Raw genomic sequence first — 18,540 nt, 5'->3', positions numbered from 1 at the left:
CGATGCGCTGCAGAGCCGGGGCCTACGCTTCCCATCCGGTCCGACCGATGGGTCCCGGCTCTGCGGCGCGTCACTGCGTGCCGCACCGCGTCCGGGACGCGAGACTGGGCTCAACGCCCACCCGTCACGCTTCAACTCCGCTTGAACCGGTAATCAAAAGCATCGCCAAGCGGCTTGATCAGGCCCACCGTCGGCGCCGGAAAATGCACCGGCAGGATCAGCGTGTCGGTGTCGGCAACCGACGCAAAGAATTTTCGCCGCGACACCGCTGACTGCTTCGGGTCCCAATCCGGCTTCGCCGACCAGTCCGGCTCGCGACACTGGATCTGGTGATGCATGAGATCGCCGGCGACCACCGCGCGCTGGCCTTTGGAAAATATGTTCACGCAGCAATGGCAGGGCGAATGCCCCGGCGTCGGCGTCAGCGTGACGGTGTCGTCGAGCGCGTAATCGTCATCGACCAGCAGCGCCTGCCCGGCCTCGACGATCGGCAGGCAATTGTCCCGAAACACGGTCCCCGGCGGATCGTTGCCCTTGGCATGCTCGGCCTCCCAGGCCGCATACTCGCCCTTGTGGAAGACATATTTCGCATTTGGAAACGTCGGCACCCAGCGGCCGTCGCGCAAACTCGTATTCCAGCCGGTGTGGTCGATGTGCAGATGCGTGCAGAAGACATAGTCGATCTGCTCGAAGCCGATGCCGAGCGCGAAGAGCTCGTTGCGCCAGCGTTCCTTGCCGGGAAAGTCGAACGGCGGCGGATGACCCTTGTCCTCGCCGGTGCAGGTATCGACCAGGATCGTGTAGCGCGGCGTCCGCACCACGAAAGTCTGATACGTGATGACCATCATGCCGCGCGCTGCGTCGAAAACCTCCGGCTCCATCGTCGGCAGATGACGGGCGAACACGCCCTCGTCATAGGCCGGGAAGAAATCCTGCGGCCGCCGCCACGGCCCTTCCCGCTCGATCACCGCGTCGATGGTGATGTCGCCGATCCGAAGCTGCTTCACGGTGTTCGCTCCCTTTTTGCCAAAGCGTAGCGACCGGACCGGGAGCATTCAAGACGCCGCATGCAGGGGCCGCCATGCGCGGAGTGCCGCAAATCAACCTCAAATACTGGAGATATTGATCGTGGAATGAGGAATGTCCGGTGGGCAGGAAATTGAGAGTGACCGCGGCAATCATGGTTGCCGTCGCATCTGGCATCTACATCAACAACACCAGCCTTCTGGCGCCGCATCAGGACGGCAAGCCGGTGCTGCTCGCCCATCGCGGCATAGCACAGCGCTTTGACGAGCGGGACCTGGATAACGACACCTGCACCGCCGCGCGGATGTTGCCGCCGGCGCACGACTACCTCGAGAACACGCTGCGCTCGATGCGCGCGAGCTTCGAGGCCGGTGCCGATGTCGTCGAGCTCGACGTGCACCCGACCACCGATGGCGAGTTCGCCGTCTTCCACGACTGGACGCTCGACTGCCGGACCGACGGCAACGGCGTCACCCGGGCGCAGACCATGGCAAAGCTCAAGACGCTCGACATCGGTTACGGCTACACCGCCGACGGCGGCAAGACCTTCCCGTTCCGCGGCAAGGGTGTCGGCATGATGCCGGCATTGTCGGAGGTGTTCGCGGCCTTCCCGGACAAGAAGCTCCTCATCAACGTGAAGAGCCGCGACCCCGACGAAGGCGAGAGACTTGCCGGCGTGCTGAACGCACTGTCGGCCGAGCGGCGCCGGACCATCATGGTCTATGGCGGTAACGAGCCGATCGAAGTGATCCGTCGCCTCACCCCAGACGTCCGTACAGTCTCGCGCGGGGCTATCCGGAGCTGCCTGACCCGCTATATCGGCTATGGCTGGACTGGCCTTGTCCCGGCAGCCTGCCGCAATGCGATCGTGCTGGTGCCGATCAACGCCGCTCCCTGGCTATGGGGCTGGCCTGATCGTCTCCTCGCACGCATGAACGCAGTCAACAGCGCCGTCTTTGCGCTCGGTCCCTACAGCGGCGGCGAGTTCTCCACTGGCATCGATACGGCGGAAATTTTCGCGCGGTTGCCGCAAGGCTATTCCGGCGGCATCTGGACCAACGAGATCGAGGCAATCGCCAAGATCGCAGGCAGCAGCCGAGATTAGCTCCGCAATCCCGGCGCCTCCTGCCCGGTGCGCGCGACATATTCGGTGTAGCCGCCGCCATACTGGTGGATGCCTTCCGGCGTCAGCTCCAGCACGCGGTTCGACAGAACGCTGAGGAAATGCCGGTCGTGCGAGACGAACAGCATGGTGCCCTCGAAATCCGACAGCGCCGTGATCAGCATCTCCTTGGTGGCGAGGTCGAGATGGTTGGTCGGCTCGTCCAGCACCAGGAAGTTCGGCGGATCGAACAGCATCTTGGCCATCACGAGGCGCGCCTTCTCGCCGCCTGACAGCACCCGGCAGCGCTTCTCGACGTCGTCGCCCGAGAAGCCGAAGCAGCCGGCGAGCGCGCGCAACGAGCCCTGCCCGGCGGTCGGAAATGCATATTCGAGCGACTCAAACACCGTCTGCTCGCCGTCGAGCAGATCCATCGCGTGCTGGGCGAAATAGCCCATCTTGACGCTGCCCCCGAGCGCCACGGTGCCCTGGTCCGGCTCGCTCGCGCCGGCGACCAGCTTGAGCAGCGTCGACTTGCCGGCGCCGTTGACACCCATCACGGCCCATCGCTCCCGCCGGCGGATCATGAAGTCGAGGCCGTCATAGATGCGCTTGCTGCCATAGCCCTTGTGCACGTTCTTGAGCGCGACGACGTCCTCCCCCGAGCGCGGCGCCGGCAAAAAGTCGAAGGCCACGCTCTGGCGGCGGCGCGGCGGCTCGACCCGTTCGATCTTGTCGAGCTTCTTCACCCGGCTCTGCACCTGCGCGGCATGCGAGGCGCGCGCCTTGAAGCGCTCGATGAACTTGATCTCCTTGGCCAGCATGGCCTGCTGCCGCTCGAACTGGGCCTGCTGCTGCTTCTCGTTCTGCGCCCGCTGCTGCTCGTAGAACTCGTAATTGCCGGTGTAGGTGGTGAGCGAGCCGGCATCGATCTCGATCACCTTGGAGATCACGCGGTTGATGAATTCGCGGTCGTGCGAGGTCATCAGCAGCGTGCCTTCGTAATCGTGCAGGAATTTTTCCAGCCAGATCAGGCTTTCGAGATCGAGATGGTTGCTCGGCTCGTCGAGCAGCATCACGTCGGGACGCATCAGGAGAATACGGGCAAGCGCCACGCGCATCTTCCAGCCGCCCGAGAGTTTTCCGACGTCGCCGTCCATCATCTCCTGGCTGAAGCCGAGGCCGGACAGCGCTTCGCGCGCACGGCCATCGAGCGCATAGCCGTCCAGTTCCTCGAAACGATGCTGCACCTCGCCGTAGCGCGCGATGATCTCGTCCATCTGATCGGCCTTGTCGGGATCGGCCATCGCGGCCTCGAGCTCGCGCAGCTCGGCCGCAACCTCGCTGACGGGGCCCGCGCCATCCATCACCTCGGCCACCGCGCTGCGGCCGCTCATCTCGCCGACGTCCTGGTTGAAATAGCCGATGGTGATGCCGCGATCGGTCGAGACCTGCCCCTCGTCGGGCAGCTCCTCGCTGGCGATCATCCGGAACAATGTGGTCTTGCCGGCGCCGTTCGGCCCGACGAGGCCGATCTTCTCGCCCTTGTTCAGGGCGGCGGAAGCTTCGATGAACAGGATCTGGTGGCCGGCTTGCTTGCTGACGTTGTCGAGGCGGATCATGAGGTCTTTTTGGGGGGATTTTTGCGTTGCAGCGTCATAGGCCATACGAGCCTCCAGGGGAAGCCCGGGACCAGCGCACCACCCGGCCGCACTACCGTCGTTCAAACCGCAGCTTTGGGGATCATAGACCCCCGATGACCTACTTCTTGGTGGTCGAGCCGCCGCCTGGTCTTGACGATCGTCACTTCTTGAGGATGCCCGTATTGGTATTTCCAAGCTGCTGGATGGCAGCGTTTGCGGCGGGCGTGCTGTAAGTCGGTCGAGATCCACCGCCTTCCTGATCAGAAGGGGTAGCACCGGGTGGTCTTGCGCCGGTCGTTCCCCGGTTTTTTGCATTGAGCGTGTTGGGGCCTGGCGAGCCGCCAGTTCCGCTGAGCGTCGTCCCATTCGAGAGCGTCGAGCCGCCCGCGCCGCTCGAACCAGCCGCACTCGCGCCGCCGCCGGATGAAGAACCGCCTGAAGAGGAGCCTCCCGAGCTTTGCGCCATGGAGACCGAAAGGGTGCCCAGAAGAATGGTCACGACCGCCGCCAGAAGCCTCATTTATGTCCTCTCCCTCGATCCGTTGCCAGCTCCGGAAGCGCTGGGTTCCTGGTGATGAAGTCGCGCAGCGCACAGCTCCTATCGACGGCGAGCGATCCATGCTCCGGCCAGAAAAGCAACAAGCAAAGACACCAGAGGCGCCTTCACTGTCACCTCGCGCAACTGGTCGGCCCATCGCTTCACCGAATCCGACGAGGGCGAGTGGAGCTGCCGGCTGGAACCGCCTCTTTGCTCTCCGGAACCCGACAGCGGGCTCGAAGCCTGCTGTATGCCGCCCTGATCGTCCGTCAGCCCGGAGGCTTCTGTCATCGCCGCGGCTTCCTTCATGTCCATGGGCGCGCTCCAATCTGGTGCGGTTGCGGAACAACGACTTGATCTCAGGTGCCCGTCCGGCTCTGCTGACAAGCGCGTTGGGAACCAATGGGAGCAGCTATGGCGGCGGCGTTCATGCGAACTATATGGTTTCGTCGAAGCCCCTGCCGTACCGCTCCCTTGAAGAAGCCCTTGCTCATCCTTCTGTTCCTCGTCATCGCACCGCTTACCGCATCGGCGGCGAGATATTTCTGGCTGGGCGATGGCCGCCAGAATTGGCAAACGGCCGATCGGTCGAGCGCGGGGCTTCTGACCGCCGCGGCCGATCATCGCGAAGCCGTCGTACGGGTATTCGGGGCGAGAACGGTGAGATGGCGCAGCATCTTCGCAATTCACACCTGGATCGTCGTAAAGGAGAAGGATGCGGCGACCTACACCCGGTATGACTACACGGCGTGGGGCGAGCCGATCCGCACCAACGGCTTCGCTCCGGACGGGCGGTGGTTCGGCGCTGCGCCGGAAACCATTGTGGCTGTAGATGGAGAGCGCGCGGAGGCGCTCATCCCGAAAATCAGAGATGTGATCGAAAGCTATAAGTTTCGATCCTATGGAGATTACAGCGTCTGGCCTGGTCCCAATTCGAACACCTTCGTGCAGGCCGCACTCGACTCCGTCCCTGAGCTCCGAGCCGTCCTGCCGCCGACCGCGATCGGCAAGGACTTCCCGTACACCGGTAGATGGTTCGGCGTAACAGCGTCCGGCACAGGCATCTATGCTTCACTTGGCGGATATATCGGCTTTTCGATCGGCTGGGTCGAAGGCCTGGAGATCAATTTCTTCGGCGCCGTGCTCGGCTTCGACATCCGGCGCCCGGCGCTCAAACTACCTGGCCTCGGTCGCTTCGGGGTAACTCCGGGCCTGTAGGAGCGGGGATTCTGCGTAGCTTCCGGCGGACGGCGCCGCTGTCGCCTTCATAGCGCACGCAGGCTCATATTCATCCAGTCCCGCTTCGATGTCCGCTTTTTGCCGATAAGCGGCTCAGTCTCGATGAGGGCACGTCCTACGCCCGCCGCATCAGCTTGAGCGAGGCCGCGAGGCGCAGGCTCCGCTTCCCGGCGAGCGCGATGCCTTCGAGCTCGCCGCTGTCAGCCGTGCACGTGCCGGAGAAGCCGATCCCGACCTCGAAGCCGCCAAACACGGGGTTCTCGCCTTTCGCCGGCGTGTGCTCCTGGTTCAGCATCTCGCCCTTCCAGCGGCCGTCCGCCGAGGAGTAAGAACCGAGATAGTAGAAGAACGCATCGCCGCCGAGGATGCGGCCATCGATCAGGAGCATCACGCCGGACAGTCCGGCATCGACCCCGTCGAGCGCGCGCAGGCTCATCCCATAGAGCCCGTTGGCGATGCCGCCCGGCCCAATCGTGCCGCGCGACGGCAGCGCCCCGTCATCGAGCCGCGTGAGATTGGCCCAGAACCTGGCGCCCGGCATGGTATTCGCGCCGCCCTCGAGACGGATCTGGTTGCCGTAGAGCCGGCCGCGCGCCCCGATCGAGGCGACGTCCGCGCCGAGCAGCGGCATGTAGTTTGGATCGTGGTTATGCCGCTCGGTGATGACCTCGGCGATGATCTCGCCGTCGCGCTCGAGATAGGTGCCAAGATGCGCAAAGCCCGAATTGCCGCCCAGCATCTTGCCGTCGTGCAGGCACATGATGCTGCAGCCGAACGCATCGTTCACGCCGTATTCAACCTTGTAGAGCCCGTCCAGCAACGCCTGAACCCGCAAAATGGAAAAAGGGAATGCGGGCTACCTAGCATCGTTGCCGCATTGAAGCCACCGGCTTTTCCGCGCAGGGCCGGTGCCGGAACGCTCGCCGCCATGGTGCCAGTATGCCCCTGTTTTGCGCGACGGGTCAAATCGATTTCGTAAAATCAGCAATCCTGTGATTTCAGTGGCTTGGCTACTGTGCATGGGGTTGTTTTTCGACTTTTTGCGTCCGGCTCGCGGAAAAGGCCCCTCACGCGTCAATGACGCTTGAAGTACTGCACCTCGCGCTCGTGCTTCTCGGCGGCTGCACGGCTCTTGAACGTACCGAGGTTGCGACGTTTGCCGGTCTTCGGATTCACCTTGCGTGAATAGAGGCGGTATTCGCCCGATGCCAGTTTGCGGATCATGATCGCGCTCCGTTTTGTCCGGACGTCAACGACGTACGCGCGAGCCAGGTTCCGTCAGGTCCCGGCTCTGCTCAGAAGCACAGCGTGGTGACGAGCTTGCCCTGCTTGTCCTTGATCGCGTAGGGACAGCGAATGCGCTCCAGCGCCTTCTTCGCGTCCTCGTCGCCGAGCGCCGCGGCGCGCTCGTAATAGGCCTTCGCGGCGTCCTTGTCCCTGGGCCCGCCGCGGCCTTCCTGTGCGAAGGCGCCCATCCGCTCCAATGCGCCGGGATGGTTTTGTGCCGCCGCCTTCTCGAACAGCGCACGCGCCGCGACGTCATCCTTCGCACCGCCCGTGCCTTCGGAGAGCATCAGGCCGAGCTGGTACTGCGCTTCCGCGTTGGTCTCGGCAGCCTTGCCGAGCAGCGCGCGCGCCTGCGCGGGATCGGCCGGCGCGGCGCCACCTGCGCCGCCGAGCGCGGCGAGATTGCTGACGCCACGGGGGTTGCCGGCCTGCGCCGCCTTCTCGAACAGCTTTCGCGCTTGCGCCTCGTCCTTGGCGACGCCCGCGCCGGTGGCATAGGCCACGCCGAGTTCGACCATGGCCGCGCTCGATCCCTTGTCGGCGGCCTTGCGCCAGGCTGCGATCGCATCTCCGGTCTGCCGGTTGGCCGCATAGGCGCGGCCGAGCGCGAACATCGCACGCCGCGAGGATGGCGCGGCCTGCTTGCAGAACCTGACCGCGGTTGCAATGTCGGAGGCCGCAATCTCCGCCACGCCCTTCACGTCGGCCGGCTTGTCGGGATCGCTGGGATCGGCGGCGACCCGGTCGCACAGAACGAGATCGGCCGATTGCGCCTGCGCCGCCAGGGGCACGGCGAGCGCGAACAGCATGGCAAGGAGGTAAGTCCGCATGGTCGCCACGTTGCGTCCCCGTCCCGGCAAATTCAAGGCTCGAGTCCCGATTGGCGCAGCACGGGCACGACATCAGGCGACGCCAGATAGCGCAGCAGCCGGTTGGCGGCTTCGGCATGTTTCGCATTCGCCATGCGGCCGGCGGAGAACACGGCCGGCGTCTGCAAATCGTGCGGGATCGGACCGACGACCTCGATGCCGCCAACCTGCTTCAGCTCGCTGATCTGCTGCACGGCGAGGTCCGCCTCGCCGGTCACGAGCCGCTCCGCCGTAAATCCCTGCTCGACGATGGTGGCCCTGGCGTTGATCTCCGCCGCGATCCCCATCCGCACGATCAGCTCGGCGAAGTATACGCCGCTCGCACCGAGCCGCGAATAGGCGACGGACCGCGCTGCGAGCAGGGTCGTGCGCAGCGCCGCTTCGCTGCCGATGTCGCGGTGCGCCTGCCCGGCCCGCACGGCGATGCCGACGAAGGACCGCGCCAGATCGGCCGCACTGCCGGCAATCACGCGCCCCTCGCCGATCATCTCGTCGAGCCCCTCGCGGGTGAGGATGACGAGGTCGGCGGCCTCGCCCTCGCGCAACCGCTTGAGCAGCGCCAGGGTCGGCGCGAAGTCGGCTTCGACATGGATGCCGGTCGCAGTCTCGAAGGCAGAGGACAGGCTGCGCATCGCGCCCATCAGGCCGAGCGTCGACAGCATGCGGACATTTTCCATGAGCGGTTCCTGGCGCGATCAGGCGCGATGCATCAGCTTGAGCGCGGCGGTCAGGCGCAGGCTGCGCTTGCCGGCAAGCGCTGTCGCCTCCAGCACCGCCTGCTCCGCATCGTAGCTGCCGGAGAAGCCGATGCCGACCTCGTGGCCGCCGAAGATCGGGTCGTCCTTGGCCGGCGTGTGCTCCTGGTTGAGAATCTGGCCCTTCCAGCGGCCGTTCGCGGCAGTGTAGCTGCCGAGATAGTGGAACGACGCGTCGCCGCCGAGGATGCGGCCCTGGTTGAGCAGCATCACGCCGGTGAGGCCTCCGTCGAGACCGTCGAGCATCCGCAGATGGATCGAGTAGAGACCGTTGGCGATGCCGGCCTCGCCGATGCCGCCGGCGATCGGTACTTCGTCCTCCGTGATCGGCGTCATCACCGATTGGAAGGGCACGCCAGGCAACTCCTTCAGCTCGCCCTTGAAGCGATAGAGATCGCCGTCCGCCCAGCCCTTCGCGATCAAGGTCGCATCGTCCGTGCCCGCCATGGCGCGGTAGCTCGGATCCGGGTTATGGCGGACGGTGTTGATCACGACGTCCACGCCCTCGCCGGTCTTCACGTAGGTGCCGATATGGGCGAAGGCCGAATTGCCACCGAGCATCTTGCCGTTGCCGGCATGCATCACGCTCCGGCCGACGGCATCGCCGAGCTGAAATCGCACCTTGTAAAAGCCTTCAAACACCAGCCGTGCCCCGGCCCTGCGCGCATCCTGGAGCACTCTATCCCGCTTTCGGCGGCAATGGACAAGTTTCGCGGAGCCGCGGTCGGCAGACACGGGAACGGCCGTCATTCCAATGCAAAAATCCGCCGGAGCCTTGCAGCTCCGGCGGATTGAGACCAACCCGGGCCAGCCCCCAGCCCGGGCCGGGAGGATCTTAGGCCGCGGCCTTCTTGTCGGTCGGCACGGACGCGATCGTCTTCAGGATCTGCGAAGCGATCTGGTAGGGGTCGCCTTGCGAGTTCGGACGGCGGTCTTCCAGATAGCCCTTGTAGCCGTTGTTGACGAAGGAGTGCGGAACGCGGATCGACGCGCCGCGGTCGGCAACGCCGTAGCTGAACTTGTTCCACGGCGCGGTCTCGTGCTTGCCGGTCAGACGCTTGTCGTTGTCCGGGCCGTAGACGGCGATGTGGTCCATCAGGTTCTTGTCGAAGGCGGCCATCAGCGCCTCGAAATACTCCTTGCCGCCGACCGTCCGCATGTACTCGGTCGAGAAGTTCGCATGCATGCCCGAGCCGTTCCAGTCGGTATCGCCGAGCGGCTTGCAGTGGAATTCGATGTCGATGCCATACTTCTCGGTCAGGCGCAGCATCAGGTAGCGAGCCATCCACATTTCGTCAGCGGCCTTCTTGGAGCCCTTGCCGAAGATCTGGAATTCCCACTGGCCCTTCGCGACTTCCGCGTTGATGCCTTCATGGTTGATGCCGGCAGCCAGGCAGAGGTCGAGATGCTCTTCGACGATCTTGCGGGCGATGTCGCCGACGAACTTGTAGCCGACGCCGGTGTAGTACGGGCCCTGCGGCGCCGGATAGCCGTATTCCGGGAAGCCGAGCGGGCGGCCGTCCTTGTAGAAGAAGTATTCCTGCTCGAAGCCGAACCAGGCGCCGGCGTCGTCCAGGATGGTGGCGCGCTTGTTGGACGGATGCGGGGTCTTGCCGTCGGGCATCATGACTTCGCACATCACCAGCACGCCGTTGGTGCGCGCGCCGTCCGGAAACACCGCGACCGGCTTCAGCACGCAATCGGAGCTGTGGCCTTCGGCCTGCATGGTGGAGGAGCCATCGAAGCCCCAGAGCGGAAGCTGCTCGAGCGTCGGGAACGACGCGAATTCCTTGATCTGAGTTTTGCCGCGCAAATTCGGAGTCGGCGTATATCCGTCGAGCCAGATGTACTCGAGCTTGTACTTGGTCATTGAGCCTCTCTGTAGATGATGCGAAAGGTTGGGGGCCTGGAGGCCCCCGCACGTTTTGTACCCGGCCATCATCGGCCGGCGCTTCCCAAGCATTTAACGTGCCAAAAAGCCGCAGTACGGGCGGTTTTCCACCGCGGCCCGGCCTCTCCGCGCTGCCGACGACTGACCCACTGCCCTGTGCGTCATAGCCGCGCACCCGTCACGCAAAGCTGCACCGCAAAATCCCGCGGAAAAGCCCGATTCTGGAGCAGCCGGAGTCGCGTCGCCGGTTGCCGACTAAACGCGCATCAGCGTCCGGCAATTTTCGCAAACGATCCGACCCCTGCCCCGCAACCTTCGGAATGGCCCATGCGTTGGTCAGAGGGATCGTGCCTTGGAGGATGCAGAAGGCCACGTGCCTATAAATTAGGCGGAAACTGATTTCCTTTTCAGCACTTTCCAATCCGGTAAGGGCGGCCGATATGGGGATTTCAGTAACCACAATCGAACGAGTCGGGCGCACCATGGAGGGCCAAAGGCGCTTCGACCAAGGAGAAATCGCAATGATGAACAATGGTCTGAGTCACGGATCTGCGCAGATCTACCAGTTCCCCGTCGGCGGCCGTGCGGCCCTCGGGGGACGCCGTTATGGCGAGACCCGCTTTCCCGCCGATCACGCTGCGCTGCCCTCGAACGTCTCGATCTGCAGCGACAGCTGGTATCACCAGGATGCAGTCGACGAAGCCAAGCCGAAATGGGATCGCTGATGACTGTGGTTGGTTTGAAACCGCCTGCTCTCGCAGGTGCCTGGCGGCAAGTTCGAAAGGGTCGAAACAACGGTGTTTCGGCCCTTTTTGATTCTTGCCTGAACCATGCCGTTCAGATCACCGCGCAGGCCGTGGCCGGCCGCTTCAGATGCTTGACCGTGGTGGTCCCGGCCTTCCCGATGGTCAGCGTGATACCGGCTCCCGAATAGCGCGCGCCAGAGACCGCCAGCCGCTTCGCGAGCGTTACGGGCTCGCCGTCGATCTGCAGAAAGGCGCGCTTGTCGCCATCATAAAAACCAACGATGAACTGTGTACCATCGGCACAGCGATAGGTCCGGAACGTCTGCGCATCGGCCTGCCGGACGTGGCAAATTCCGCCCGCCAGCATGGTAGCCGCCAAAAGAATGGCCTTGTGGCAGCCCATGATCGCCCCCTCTAGTAGCCCTTAAGAACGCCCGTCGTGCGTCCAATGGAACATAACCCAAGCTGATCACATGTCAGACTCCCCTGCCCGCCATCTCGCCCTGCAAGGCGCCAGCAATTTTCGCGATCTTGGCGGCTATCCGACCACCGATGGCCGCATCACGCGCTGGCGGCACATCTTCCGCTCCAATCATCTCGGCCAGCTCACCGCTGCCGACGTCGAGATCGTCCGCGCGCTGGGCGTCAGAAGCGCATTCGATTTCCGTGGCCTGGAGGAGCGCGCAGCCGGCATCTGCGTCGTGAACGAGATCACCGTGCATTCGCTGCCGATCGAGCCGACCGTCGTCGCCGCGCTGCGCGCCGAGATCGCCCGGGGCACGCTCACCGCGCCCGTGGCGCTCGAGCTCATGCGCGAGTCCTATCGGAACTATGTTCGCCACAACACGCACTGCTTTCGCGCGCTGTTCGGCCATTTGCTGGAAGACCGTGCGCCGCTCGTGATCCACTGCACCGCCGGCAAGGACCGCACCGGCTTCGCCAGCGCGCTGATCCTGCATGCGCTGGGCGTGCCCGACGACGTCATTGCCGAGGACTACCTCTTGACCAACCGGCACTATAGGCGCGACGCCTCAAACGCGTCCGATCTTCCGGCCGATGTTCTCGACGCGATCGGCAGCGTCGAGGCCTCGTATCTGGCAGCCGCTTTCGAAGCGGTCGGCAGCGAATATGGCGATCTCGAAACCTATTTGCGCGACGGGCTCAAGCTCGGCACAGCAGAGCGGACCGCGCTCAAGGAGCGCTATCTGCAATCTTAGGCCCCCGCGCCGGGAGAACGATGATGCAAGACAAGATCCTGATCGTGACGGGCGCACTCGGCGCGCTCGGCAAGGTGGTCGCCGAGACGGCGCTGGCGCGCGGCGCGCGCGTGGCCGGTATCGATCACGCGCCTTCGCAAGTGCCCCCGACGCCCGACCGCATCGAGATCGGCGGCGTCGACCTGTCCGACCCGGCGCAGGCAACGACGGCTGTTGAGACGGCGGCAAAGCATTTCGGCCGGCTCGATGCGCTGATCAACATTGCCGGCGGCTTCGCCTTCGAGACCATCGGCGACGGCGACGTCAAGACGTGGCAGCGCATGCATGCGCTCAACGTGCTCACCGCGCTCAACGCCTCGCGCGCGGCGCTGCCGCAACTCGCCGCGTCCAAGGCCGGCCGCATCGTCAATATCGGCGCGATGGGCGCGCTCCAGGCGGGCAGCGGCATGGGGCCCTATGCGGCCTCGAAGGCCGGCGTGCATCGCCTCACCGAGGCGCTCGCCAACGAATGGAAAGGCAAGGTCACCGTGAATGCCGTGCTGCCCTCGATCATCGACACCGCGGCCAATCGCGCCGACATGCCGAAGGCCGATTTCTCCAAATGGGTGACGCCGCAGGAGCTCGCCGAGGTCATCCTGTTCCTCGCCAGCGACGCCGCGAGCGGAGTCACCGGTGCGCTGATTCCGGTAGGTGGACGGGTGTGATTGCGCTTTGATCGGATCGTCCGAACATCGGCTTGATTCAATCGGAGACGAGAAGGCACTAGACTAGCCGCAACTGATTCTCCGATCGGAACTCCCTTGGAAACCGCGCTTTACCTGCCTGTCAAACGCTTCCTCGAAGAGCTCGGCTTCACGGTCAAGGGCGAGATCGGCGGCTGCGATCTCGTCGGTCTCAGCGCCGGTGATCCGCCAATCGTGGTCATCGGCGAGCTCAAGCTTGCCTTCAATCTCGAGCTGATCCTGCAGGCGGTCGACCGTGCGCCGGCCGGCGACGAGGTCTGGATCGCGGCCAAGATTTCAGTGCGCGGCAAGGGACGCGAGAGCGATGCGCGCTACCGCAATCTCTGCCGCCGTCTCGGCTTCGGCATGCTCGGGGTGACCGATCGCGGCCAGGTCGAAGTGCTGGTGAAGCCGCCGACCGCTGCGCCACGCCGGGAGCCGAAGGTGCGCTCGCGGCTCGTCGCCGAGCATCAGCGGCGCCAGGGCGATCCCGTGCTCGGCGGCAGCACCCGTGCACCGATCATGACGGCGTATCGGCAGCAGGCATTGGCCTGCGCGTCGGCGCTTGCTGAGGGCCCGAAGCGCGTGCGCGAGCTGCGCGAACGTTGTCCCGATGCCGGCAAGATCTTGCTTAACAATGTGTATGGCTGGTTCGAACGCACTGAGCGGGGAATTTACCGGCTCACCGAAGCCGGAGACGCAGCTCTGAAACGCTGGCCTCAGCAACGTGTAGAGGTCGTCGCAGGTGCTGTGTCACCGCCATGACACCCGAACGGTGCATAGCTGAGCTGCCACGCCGATTTCATATTGCAATGCAACATTCAGGGCACTAGGTATCCCGGCATCAAAACGAGGCCGTTATGAGCGCAGACTGGAACACCAAATATGGCACGCGGCGCGTGCGCCACGATCCGCCCACCCTGGACGAGGCTATCTTCGCCGCCGTCGGCATCACCGATGATCAGGCGCAGCAGGCCGAGATCGCCGCAGCCTTGATGGGAATGCCGCTCGACGTTGTCCAGGCCGAGGTGAAGAAGCAGGCCCGCACCAACAGCCGCATCACTGCCACGCGCGTCATCGCCGGCGAACAGGGCGCGCAGCGCTCCGTGGTGGTCGAGCGCCGCGTCGTCCGCCGTTTCGGCAACGACAAGCGCACCGGCACCTGAGCGTTCATTTCACCACCCAGAATACGAAAGCGGACCGGCCATGCCGGTCCGCTTTTTGATTCGTGTCCGTTACCTTCAGGCTATGCGGCGCGACTGCCGTACATGCTCGAGATCAGCTTCCAGCAAGTGCTGTTGAAGCTGAGAAGAGCGCGCCCGGCCGTGAACGGTGACGCCGCGAGATCGGCGAGTTCCGCCTCAGGCGTCCTCGCGAGGTCGATCGTACCGGTCGATTCGCCGTGGCGGAAAGCCAGATGCGCCCCGAACTTCCTGGCGAGCGCCCGCATCGCGTGATTCTCGGCACCCGTGGTGATGCGCAGCTGCTTGTAGCCTTTCCAGCGCGCCTCCGCGATCAGGCGGCGGAACAGCACTGTGCCGACACCCTGGCGGCGCGCGGAGGCTTCCACGCTGAAGGCGACTTCGGGCAAACAATCATGTTCCGGCGGATGCAGCTCGGCCGCGCCGCGGACCACGCCATCGACGATATAGGCCACGATCACGGTGCCGTCCTCGGCGCAGCGGGCGGCGTAACGCTCGATGAAGCTGTCGTCGAGAAAGCCGTTGAAGCGGTCGTGTCGGCTGCCGGCATCGAGCCTCAGCAGATGATCGCGCAGGAGCGGCAATTCTTCCTGCTGGATCAAGGTCCGTACATAGCCGGGAGCGGTGCGGACGGTCTCTTCAAGTACCACGTCAGAAACTCCTCTTGGTGTCCCTCGAGGAGGCGTTCGAATCCCTAGACCTCCTATATTGTGCATCGCACCATAATTTTCAAGACGGAGACCTGCCCAAGTTAGAGGCAGCGGAGCGACTAATTCGTTAATAAAATCAAAGTCCCGTAGTCTTACAGGACCAGCTGCGTCTGGGTCACCACAGCAACCAGCTTGCCGTCCTCGGTTTCCAGCCGGGTGGTCCAGATCTGGGTCCGCCTGCCGCGATGAACCGGAGTGGCCGTGGCGATGACTGTGGTTCCCTCCTTGGCTCCGCCGATGAAATTGGTCTTGCTCTCCAGCGTGGTCGTGCCCTTGGCATCCTCGGGCAGATTGATCACGGTCGCCGCCGCGCCGACGGAATCGGCGAGCGCCATCACTGCCCCGCCATGGATGGTGTGGTGAAGCGTGCAGAGATCGGGCCGGACCGTCATCCGCGCCACCACGCGGTCCTTCTCGGCCTCGACGAACTCGACGCCCTTGAGCTCGGCGAACGGCATCTTCATCGCTTTAAGTTTCTCGAGCGGCGTCATCATATCTCCTCCCAATTGCTTGTTGTCTCAGAGTGAATTGCTTCGCGCGGCAAAGCAATGACCTCCGAGGTAATGGCGGTGCTGACATATGCGCCGCGTTCGCGCATATGCTCCCTCCATGCGCCACTTCCCGCCCCGCCGCGTCGTCTGTCTCACCGAAGAGACGGTCGAGACGCTCTATCTGCTCGGCGAGCAGGACCGTATCGTCGGCGTCTCCGGCTACGCGGTGCGCCCACCGCAGGTCCGGCGCGAGAAGCCACGGGTGTCCGCTTTCGTCTCAGCGGACATCCCGAAGATCCTGGCATTGGAGCCAGACCTCGTGCTCGCGTTCTCCGATCTCCAGGCCGGCATCGCCGCCGATCTCGTCCGCGCCGGCATCGATGTCCATGTCTTCAACCAGCGCGACATCGCCGGGATCCTGGCGGTGATCCGCACGCTGGGTGCACTGGTCGGCGCCGCCGGGTGCGCGGAACACCTCGCGCAAGGCTTCGAGCGGCGTCTTGCGGCAATCGCCGCAGCGCCCCGCCCCTCGTCGCCGCCAAAAGTTTATTTCGAGGAATGGGATGATCCGTTGATCTCGGGCATCGGCTGGGTCTCCGAGTTGATCGAGATCGCTGGGGGCGTGGATGTCTTCCCGGAACTGCGGCATCGGCCGGCGGCGAAGGACCGCATCATTTCACCGGACGACGTGCGTGAGGCTGCGCCTGACGTGATTCTCGCATCCTGGTGCGGCAAGAAGGTCGTGCCCGCCCGCATCAAGCAACGCGACGGATGGAGCGGCATCCCGGCCGTGCGCGACAATCGCATCATCGAGATCAAGTCGCCGATCATTCTGCAGCCGGGACCCGCGGCGCTGACGGACGGACTCGATGCGATCGTAGCGGCGTTGTGGGGATGAACGCGCCCAATCTGTCCATCATCATTGCGAGCGAAGCGAAGCAATCCACCGTGTCACTGTGGAGGAATTCTGGATTGATTCGTCGCAAGCGCTCCTCGCAATGAGGTCTGAGAAGTCGTCTTCCTCACGTCACCGCGTTGACGACCTGGTACTCCGGCCGGCGCCACACATCGCCGACGATGACATCCTCGATGATCTCGGCCGCCTTCATCACGTCGCGCTCGCCGACATAGAGCGGCGTAATCCCGAACCGCATGATGTCTGGCGCGCGGAAATCGCCGATGACGCCGCGGGCGATCAGGGCCTGCATCGCGGCGTAGCCGCTCTCGAAGGCGAAGGAGACCTGGGAGCCGCGACGTTCATGTGCGCGTGGCGTCACCAGCTTCAGGGACGGACAGCGCCGTTCGACCTCGGCAATCAGGAGATCGCCGAGCCCCAGCGAACGCGCACGAACCTCCGTGATGTCGACCCTGTCCCAGATATCGAGCGAAGCCTCCAGCGCCGCCATGGCCAGTACCGGCGGCGTGCCCACGCGCATGCGTTCGACGCCGCCGGCGGCGGCATAAGCGAGCTCGAACGCAAACGGCTTCGCATGGCCCATCCACCCCGACAGCGCGGCGCGAGCGCCGTCGGCATGGCGCGGCGCAACGTAGAGGAAAGCCGGCGAGCCGGGACCGGCATTGAGATATTTGTAGGTGCACCCCGCGGCGAAATCGGCCCCGCTGCCGGCGAGATCGACCGGCAGCGCGCCGGCGGAATGCGCGAGATCCCAGACAGTGACGATGCCGAGGGCGTGCGCTTTCGCGGTCAACTTCGCCATGTCGTGACGGCGTCCGGTGCGATAGTCAACCTCGGTGATGTAGAGCACCGCGACCTCATCCGACAACGCGGTCTCGATCTCCTCCGGCGCCACCAGGCGCAGTTGATGGCCGCGCCCGAGCGTTTCGATCAGGCCCTCGGCCATGTAGAGGTCGGTCGGGAAGTTACCGGTATCCGACAGGATCACCTTGCGCGAGGCGTTCATGTCGAGCGCGGCCGCGAGCGCCTGATAGACCTTGAGCGACAGCGTGTCGCCGACCATCACGGAGCCCGCTTCCGCGCCGATCAGCCGCGCGATGCGGTCGCCGACATGACGCGGCTGGGCGTACCAGCCGGCGGTGTTCCAGGCGCGGATCAGCTCGTTGCCCCACTCGTCCGTGATGACGCGGCCAACGCGCTCGGCAACGCCCAGCGGCAGCGCGCCCAGCGAGTTGCCGTCGAGATAGATCACGCCGTCGGGCAAATGGAACAACGCCCTGGTGTCGTCATAGACGCGAAGCCGGGTCATGGACATCCCTACAGAATCGTGCGCACGCGCCAGAGTTCGGGAAACAGCTCGACCTCCAGCATGCGCTTGAGATAGCTGACGCCGCCGGTGCCGCCGGTGCCGCGCTTGAAGCCGATGACGCGCTCGACCGTCGTCACATGGTTGAAGCGCCAACGCCGGAAATAGTCCTCGAAATCGACCAGCTTCTCGGCGAGCTCATAGAGCATCCAGTGCGTCTCCGGCGCCTCGTAGACGATACGCCAGGCCTGCAGCACGCCTTCGTTGAAGCTGTGGGTCTCACGGACATCGCGCGCCAGCACCGCCGCAGGCATCTTGAGCCCGTTGCGGTCGGCGAGGCGCAACACCTCGTCATAGAGGCTTGGCGTTGCAAGTTCCGCCTCGAGCAGCTTCGTGGTCTCCGCATCGTGCGCGTGCGGCTTCAGCATGGCGTGATTGCGGTTGCCGAGCAGAAATTCGATCAGCCGGTATTGCCGCGACTGGAAGCCCGAGGATTGCCCGAGCTGCGAGCGGAAGCGGGTATATTCGCTGGGCGTCATCGTGCGCAGCACGTCCCAGGCGCCATTGAGCTGCTCGAAGATGCGCGACATCCGCGCCAGCATCTTCATGGCGGGCTGCACCTCGTCTTTGGCGATGGCCCGACGCGCGGCGCTGAGCTCGTGGATGGCAAGCCGCATCCAGAGCTCCGTGGTCTGATGCTGGATGATGAACAGCATCTCGTCATGCGCCTCCGACAGCGGGTGCTGCGCGCCGAGGATCGCATCCAGTGCAAGGTAGTCGCCGTAGGACATCCGCCGTGCGAAATCGGTCTCGGCGCCTTCGCTCGTAGGATCGTAGTCACTGGACGTCATGACAGGTCCTTTCGATCGATCTTCCCGGG

The 18,540-nt window shown here is 64.4% G+C and carries 23 protein-coding genes; 8 read left to right on the top strand and 15 right to left on the bottom strand.

The features are described from left to right. Nucleotides 1-131: 131 nt before the first annotated feature. Nucleotides 132-1,007, bottom strand: a complete 876-nt coding sequence (locus FJV43_RS34080; protein WP_239623315.1) for an MBL fold metallo-hydrolase — start codon at nucleotides 1,005-1,007, stop codon at nucleotides 132-134. Between the two features lie 173 nt (nucleotides 1,008-1,180). Between FJV43_RS34080 and FJV43_RS34075 the strand changes: the two genes are divergently transcribed. Beyond that, nucleotides 1,181-2,131: a glycerophosphodiester phosphodiesterase family protein gene (locus FJV43_RS34075; RefSeq protein ID WP_239629745.1), complete on the top strand. Its 951-nt coding sequence runs from the start codon at nucleotides 1,181-1,183 to the stop codon at nucleotides 2,129-2,131. Here FJV43_RS34075 and FJV43_RS34070 read toward each other — a convergent pair. The 3 genes from FJV43_RS34070 to FJV43_RS34060 all read right to left on the bottom strand — a co-directional run bounded on the left by FJV43_RS34070 (nucleotide 2,128) and on the right by FJV43_RS34060 (nucleotide 4,624). Then, a complete protein-coding gene (locus FJV43_RS34070; RefSeq protein WP_239623314.1) occupies nucleotides 2,128-3,750 on the bottom strand; it encodes an ABC-F family ATP-binding cassette domain-containing protein in 1,623 nt (540 codons plus the stop codon). The genes FJV43_RS34075 and FJV43_RS34070 overlap by 4 nt on opposite strands. Nucleotides 3,751-3,931: 181 nt before the next feature. Continuing rightward, nucleotides 3,932-4,291, bottom strand: coding sequence for a hypothetical protein (locus FJV43_RS34065; protein WP_239623313.1), 360 nt, complete (start codon nucleotides 4,289-4,291; stop codon nucleotides 3,932-3,934). A gap of 78 nt (nucleotides 4,292-4,369) precedes the next feature. Then, nucleotides 4,370-4,624, bottom strand: a complete 255-nt coding sequence (locus tag FJV43_RS34060; protein ID WP_239623312.1) for a hypothetical protein — start codon at nucleotides 4,622-4,624, stop codon at nucleotides 4,370-4,372. Nucleotides 4,625-4,795: 171 nt separating this feature from the next. On the opposite strand from FJV43_RS34060, the gene FJV43_RS34055 reads away from it, so the two are divergent. After that, nucleotides 4,796-5,527: a DUF3750 domain-containing protein gene (locus FJV43_RS34055; protein WP_239623311.1), complete on the top strand. Its 732-nt coding sequence runs from the start codon at nucleotides 4,796-4,798 to the stop codon at nucleotides 5,525-5,527. 136 nt (nucleotides 5,528-5,663) lie between these two features. Here FJV43_RS34055 and FJV43_RS34050 read toward each other — a convergent pair whose 3' ends face one another. The 6 genes from FJV43_RS34050 to FJV43_RS34025 form a co-directional block, all read right to left on the bottom strand. Continuing rightward, entirely contained in the window at nucleotides 5,664-6,368 is a 705-nt protein-coding gene (locus tag FJV43_RS34050; RefSeq protein WP_239623310.1) for a hypothetical protein, read from the bottom strand. Nucleotides 6,369-6,622: 254 nt separating this feature from the next. Then, entirely contained in the window at nucleotides 6,623-6,772 is a 150-nt protein-coding gene (locus FJV43_RS34045; protein WP_007609497.1) for a hypothetical protein, read from the bottom strand. A gap of 71 nt (nucleotides 6,773-6,843) precedes the next feature. Beyond that, complete coding sequence (locus tag FJV43_RS34040) at nucleotides 6,844-7,665, bottom strand: tetratricopeptide repeat protein (protein ID WP_239623309.1); 822 nt, start codon at nucleotides 7,663-7,665, stop codon at nucleotides 6,844-6,846. A gap of 32 nt (nucleotides 7,666-7,697) precedes the next feature. Continuing rightward, nucleotides 7,698-8,381: a substrate-binding domain-containing protein gene (locus tag FJV43_RS34035; protein WP_239623308.1), complete on the bottom strand. Its 684-nt coding sequence runs from the start codon at nucleotides 8,379-8,381 to the stop codon at nucleotides 7,698-7,700. 18 nt (nucleotides 8,382-8,399) lie between these two features. After that, complete coding sequence (locus FJV43_RS34030; protein ID WP_239623307.1) at nucleotides 8,400-9,101, bottom strand: GrlR family regulatory protein; 702 nt, start codon at nucleotides 9,099-9,101, stop codon at nucleotides 8,400-8,402. A gap of 193 nt (nucleotides 9,102-9,294) precedes the next feature. Then, nucleotides 9,295-10,329, bottom strand: a complete 1,035-nt coding sequence (locus tag FJV43_RS34025; protein WP_239623306.1) for a glutamine synthetase beta-grasp domain-containing protein — start codon at nucleotides 10,327-10,329, stop codon at nucleotides 9,295-9,297. A gap of 542 nt (nucleotides 10,330-10,871) precedes the next feature. Between FJV43_RS34025 and FJV43_RS34020 the strand changes: the two genes are divergently transcribed. Further along, entirely contained in the window at nucleotides 10,872-11,075 is a 204-nt protein-coding gene (locus tag FJV43_RS34020; protein WP_028181961.1) for a DUF2735 domain-containing protein, read from the top strand. A 112-nt stretch (nucleotides 11,076-11,187) separates the two neighbouring features. Here FJV43_RS34020 and FJV43_RS34015 read toward each other — a convergent pair whose 3' ends face one another. Beyond that, nucleotides 11,188-11,499, bottom strand: a complete 312-nt coding sequence (locus tag FJV43_RS34015; RefSeq protein WP_239623305.1) for an MliC family protein — start codon at nucleotides 11,497-11,499, stop codon at nucleotides 11,188-11,190. Nucleotides 11,500-11,569: 70 nt separating this feature from the next. On the opposite strand from FJV43_RS34015, the gene FJV43_RS34010 reads away from it, so the two are divergent. The 4 genes from FJV43_RS34010 (at nucleotide 11,570) to FJV43_RS33995 (ending at nucleotide 14,201) form a co-directional block, all read left to right on the top strand. Further along, the gene (locus FJV43_RS34010) at nucleotides 11,570-12,313 is read left to right on the top strand and encodes a tyrosine-protein phosphatase (protein ID WP_239623304.1); all 744 of its coding nucleotides are present in this window, start codon (nucleotides 11,570-11,572) and stop codon (nucleotides 12,311-12,313) included. Nucleotides 12,314-12,336: 23 nt separating this feature from the next. Then, on the top strand, nucleotides 12,337-13,017 hold the full coding sequence (locus FJV43_RS34005) for an SDR family oxidoreductase (RefSeq protein ID WP_239629743.1): 681 nt from the start codon (nucleotides 12,337-12,339) through the stop codon (nucleotides 13,015-13,017). Between the two features lie 96 nt (nucleotides 13,018-13,113). Further along, on the top strand, nucleotides 13,114-13,800 hold the full coding sequence (locus FJV43_RS34000) for a DUF2161 family putative PD-(D/E)XK-type phosphodiesterase (RefSeq protein WP_239623303.1): 687 nt from the start codon (nucleotides 13,114-13,116) through the stop codon (nucleotides 13,798-13,800). A 95-nt stretch (nucleotides 13,801-13,895) separates the two neighbouring features. Next, nucleotides 13,896-14,201 carry a hypothetical protein gene (locus FJV43_RS33995; protein ID WP_028182079.1) on the top strand — a complete coding sequence of 102 codons (306 nt, stop codon included), beginning with the start codon at nucleotides 13,896-13,898 and terminating at the stop codon, nucleotides 14,199-14,201. 80 nt (nucleotides 14,202-14,281) lie between these two features. On the opposite strand, the gene FJV43_RS33990 is transcribed toward FJV43_RS33995, so the two are convergent. Then, nucleotides 14,282-14,887, bottom strand: coding sequence for a GNAT family N-acetyltransferase (locus tag FJV43_RS33990; protein ID WP_061876526.1), 606 nt, complete (start codon nucleotides 14,885-14,887; stop codon nucleotides 14,282-14,284). A 152-nt stretch (nucleotides 14,888-15,039) separates the two neighbouring features. Further along, nucleotides 15,040-15,438 (bottom strand): PaaI family thioesterase, encoded by a 399-nt coding sequence (locus FJV43_RS33985; protein ID WP_028182077.1) that lies wholly within the window; start codon nucleotides 15,436-15,438, stop codon nucleotides 15,040-15,042. 118 nt (nucleotides 15,439-15,556) lie between these two features. Between FJV43_RS33985 and FJV43_RS33980 the strand changes: the two genes are divergently transcribed. Continuing rightward, complete coding sequence (locus FJV43_RS33980; protein WP_239623302.1) at nucleotides 15,557-16,336, top strand: cobalamin-binding protein; 780 nt, start codon at nucleotides 15,557-15,559, stop codon at nucleotides 16,334-16,336. Nucleotides 16,337-16,460: 124 nt separating this feature from the next. Here FJV43_RS33980 and kynU read toward each other — a convergent pair whose 3' ends face one another. Then, nucleotides 16,461-17,663: a kynureninase gene (kynU, locus tag FJV43_RS33975; protein WP_239623301.1), complete on the bottom strand. Its 1,203-nt coding sequence runs from the start codon at nucleotides 17,661-17,663 to the stop codon at nucleotides 16,461-16,463. 8 nt (nucleotides 17,664-17,671) lie between these two features. Further along, nucleotides 17,672-18,511 (bottom strand): tryptophan 2,3-dioxygenase, encoded by an 840-nt coding sequence (kynA, locus tag FJV43_RS33970; RefSeq protein WP_028180727.1) that lies wholly within the window; start codon nucleotides 18,509-18,511, stop codon nucleotides 17,672-17,674. Nucleotides 18,512-18,540 lie beyond the last annotated feature (29 nt).

Origin of the sequence: Bradyrhizobium sp. I71 (assembly GCF_022354745.1) — a bacterium.
GTDB classification, from domain to species: Bacteria; Pseudomonadota; Alphaproteobacteria; order Rhizobiales; family Xanthobacteraceae; genus Bradyrhizobium; species Bradyrhizobium liaoningense.
The sequence above is the reverse complement of the archived record's forward strand: the minus strand, read 5'-3'. Positions and strand labels throughout refer to the sequence as shown.

What these genes read in the sequence shown, in the direction of transcription:
- FJV43_RS34075 (WP_239629745.1), top strand. Translation starts at nt 1,181, where the DNA reads ATGGTTGCCGTCGCATCTGGCATCTACATCAACAACACCAGCCTTCTG.
- FJV43_RS34070 (WP_239623314.1), bottom strand. Translation starts at nt 3,750, where the DNA reads ATGATCCGCCTCGACAACGTCAGCAAGCAAGCCGGCCACCAGATCCTG.
- FJV43_RS34065 (WP_239623313.1), bottom strand. Translation starts at nt 4,291, where the DNA reads ATGAGGCTTCTGGCGGCGGTCGTGACCATTCTTCTGGGCACCCTTTCG.
- FJV43_RS34060 (WP_239623312.1), bottom strand. Translation starts at nt 4,624, where the DNA reads ATGGACATGAAGGAAGCCGCGGCGATGACAGAAGCCTCCGGGCTGACG.
- FJV43_RS34045 (WP_007609497.1), bottom strand. Translation starts at nt 6,772, where the DNA reads ATGATCCGCAAACTGGCATCGGGCGAATACCGCCTCTATTCACGCAAG.
- FJV43_RS34040 (WP_239623309.1), bottom strand. Translation starts at nt 7,665, where the DNA reads ATGCGGACTTACCTCCTTGCCATGCTGTTCGCGCTCGCCGTGCCCCTG.
- FJV43_RS34035 (WP_239623308.1), bottom strand. Translation starts at nt 8,381, where the DNA reads ATGGAAAATGTCCGCATGCTGTCGACGCTCGGCCTGATGGGCGCGATG.
- FJV43_RS34025 (WP_239623306.1), bottom strand. Translation starts at nt 10,329, where the DNA reads ATGACCAAGTACAAGCTCGAGTACATCTGGCTCGACGGATATACGCCG.
- FJV43_RS34020 (WP_028181961.1), top strand. Translation starts at nt 10,872, where the DNA reads ATGATGAACAATGGTCTGAGTCACGGATCTGCGCAGATCTACCAGTTC.
- FJV43_RS34015 (WP_239623305.1), bottom strand. Translation starts at nt 11,499, where the DNA reads ATGGGCTGCCACAAGGCCATTCTTTTGGCGGCTACCATGCTGGCGGGC.
- FJV43_RS34010 (WP_239623304.1), top strand. Translation starts at nt 11,570, where the DNA reads ATGTCAGACTCCCCTGCCCGCCATCTCGCCCTGCAAGGCGCCAGCAAT.
- FJV43_RS34005 (WP_239629743.1), top strand. Translation starts at nt 12,337, where the DNA reads ATGCAAGACAAGATCCTGATCGTGACGGGCGCACTCGGCGCGCTCGGC.
- FJV43_RS33995 (WP_028182079.1), top strand. Translation starts at nt 13,896, where the DNA reads ATGAGCGCAGACTGGAACACCAAATATGGCACGCGGCGCGTGCGCCAC.
- FJV43_RS33985 (WP_028182077.1), bottom strand. Translation starts at nt 15,438, where the DNA reads ATGACGCCGCTCGAGAAACTTAAAGCGATGAAGATGCCGTTCGCCGAG.
- FJV43_RS33980 (WP_239623302.1), top strand. Translation starts at nt 15,557, where the DNA reads ATGCGCCACTTCCCGCCCCGCCGCGTCGTCTGTCTCACCGAAGAGACG.
- kynU (WP_239623301.1), bottom strand. Translation starts at nt 17,663, where the DNA reads ATGACCCGGCTTCGCGTCTATGACGACACCAGGGCGTTGTTCCATTTG.
- kynA (WP_028180727.1), bottom strand. Translation starts at nt 18,511, where the DNA reads ATGACGTCCAGTGACTACGATCCTACGAGCGAAGGCGCCGAGACCGAT.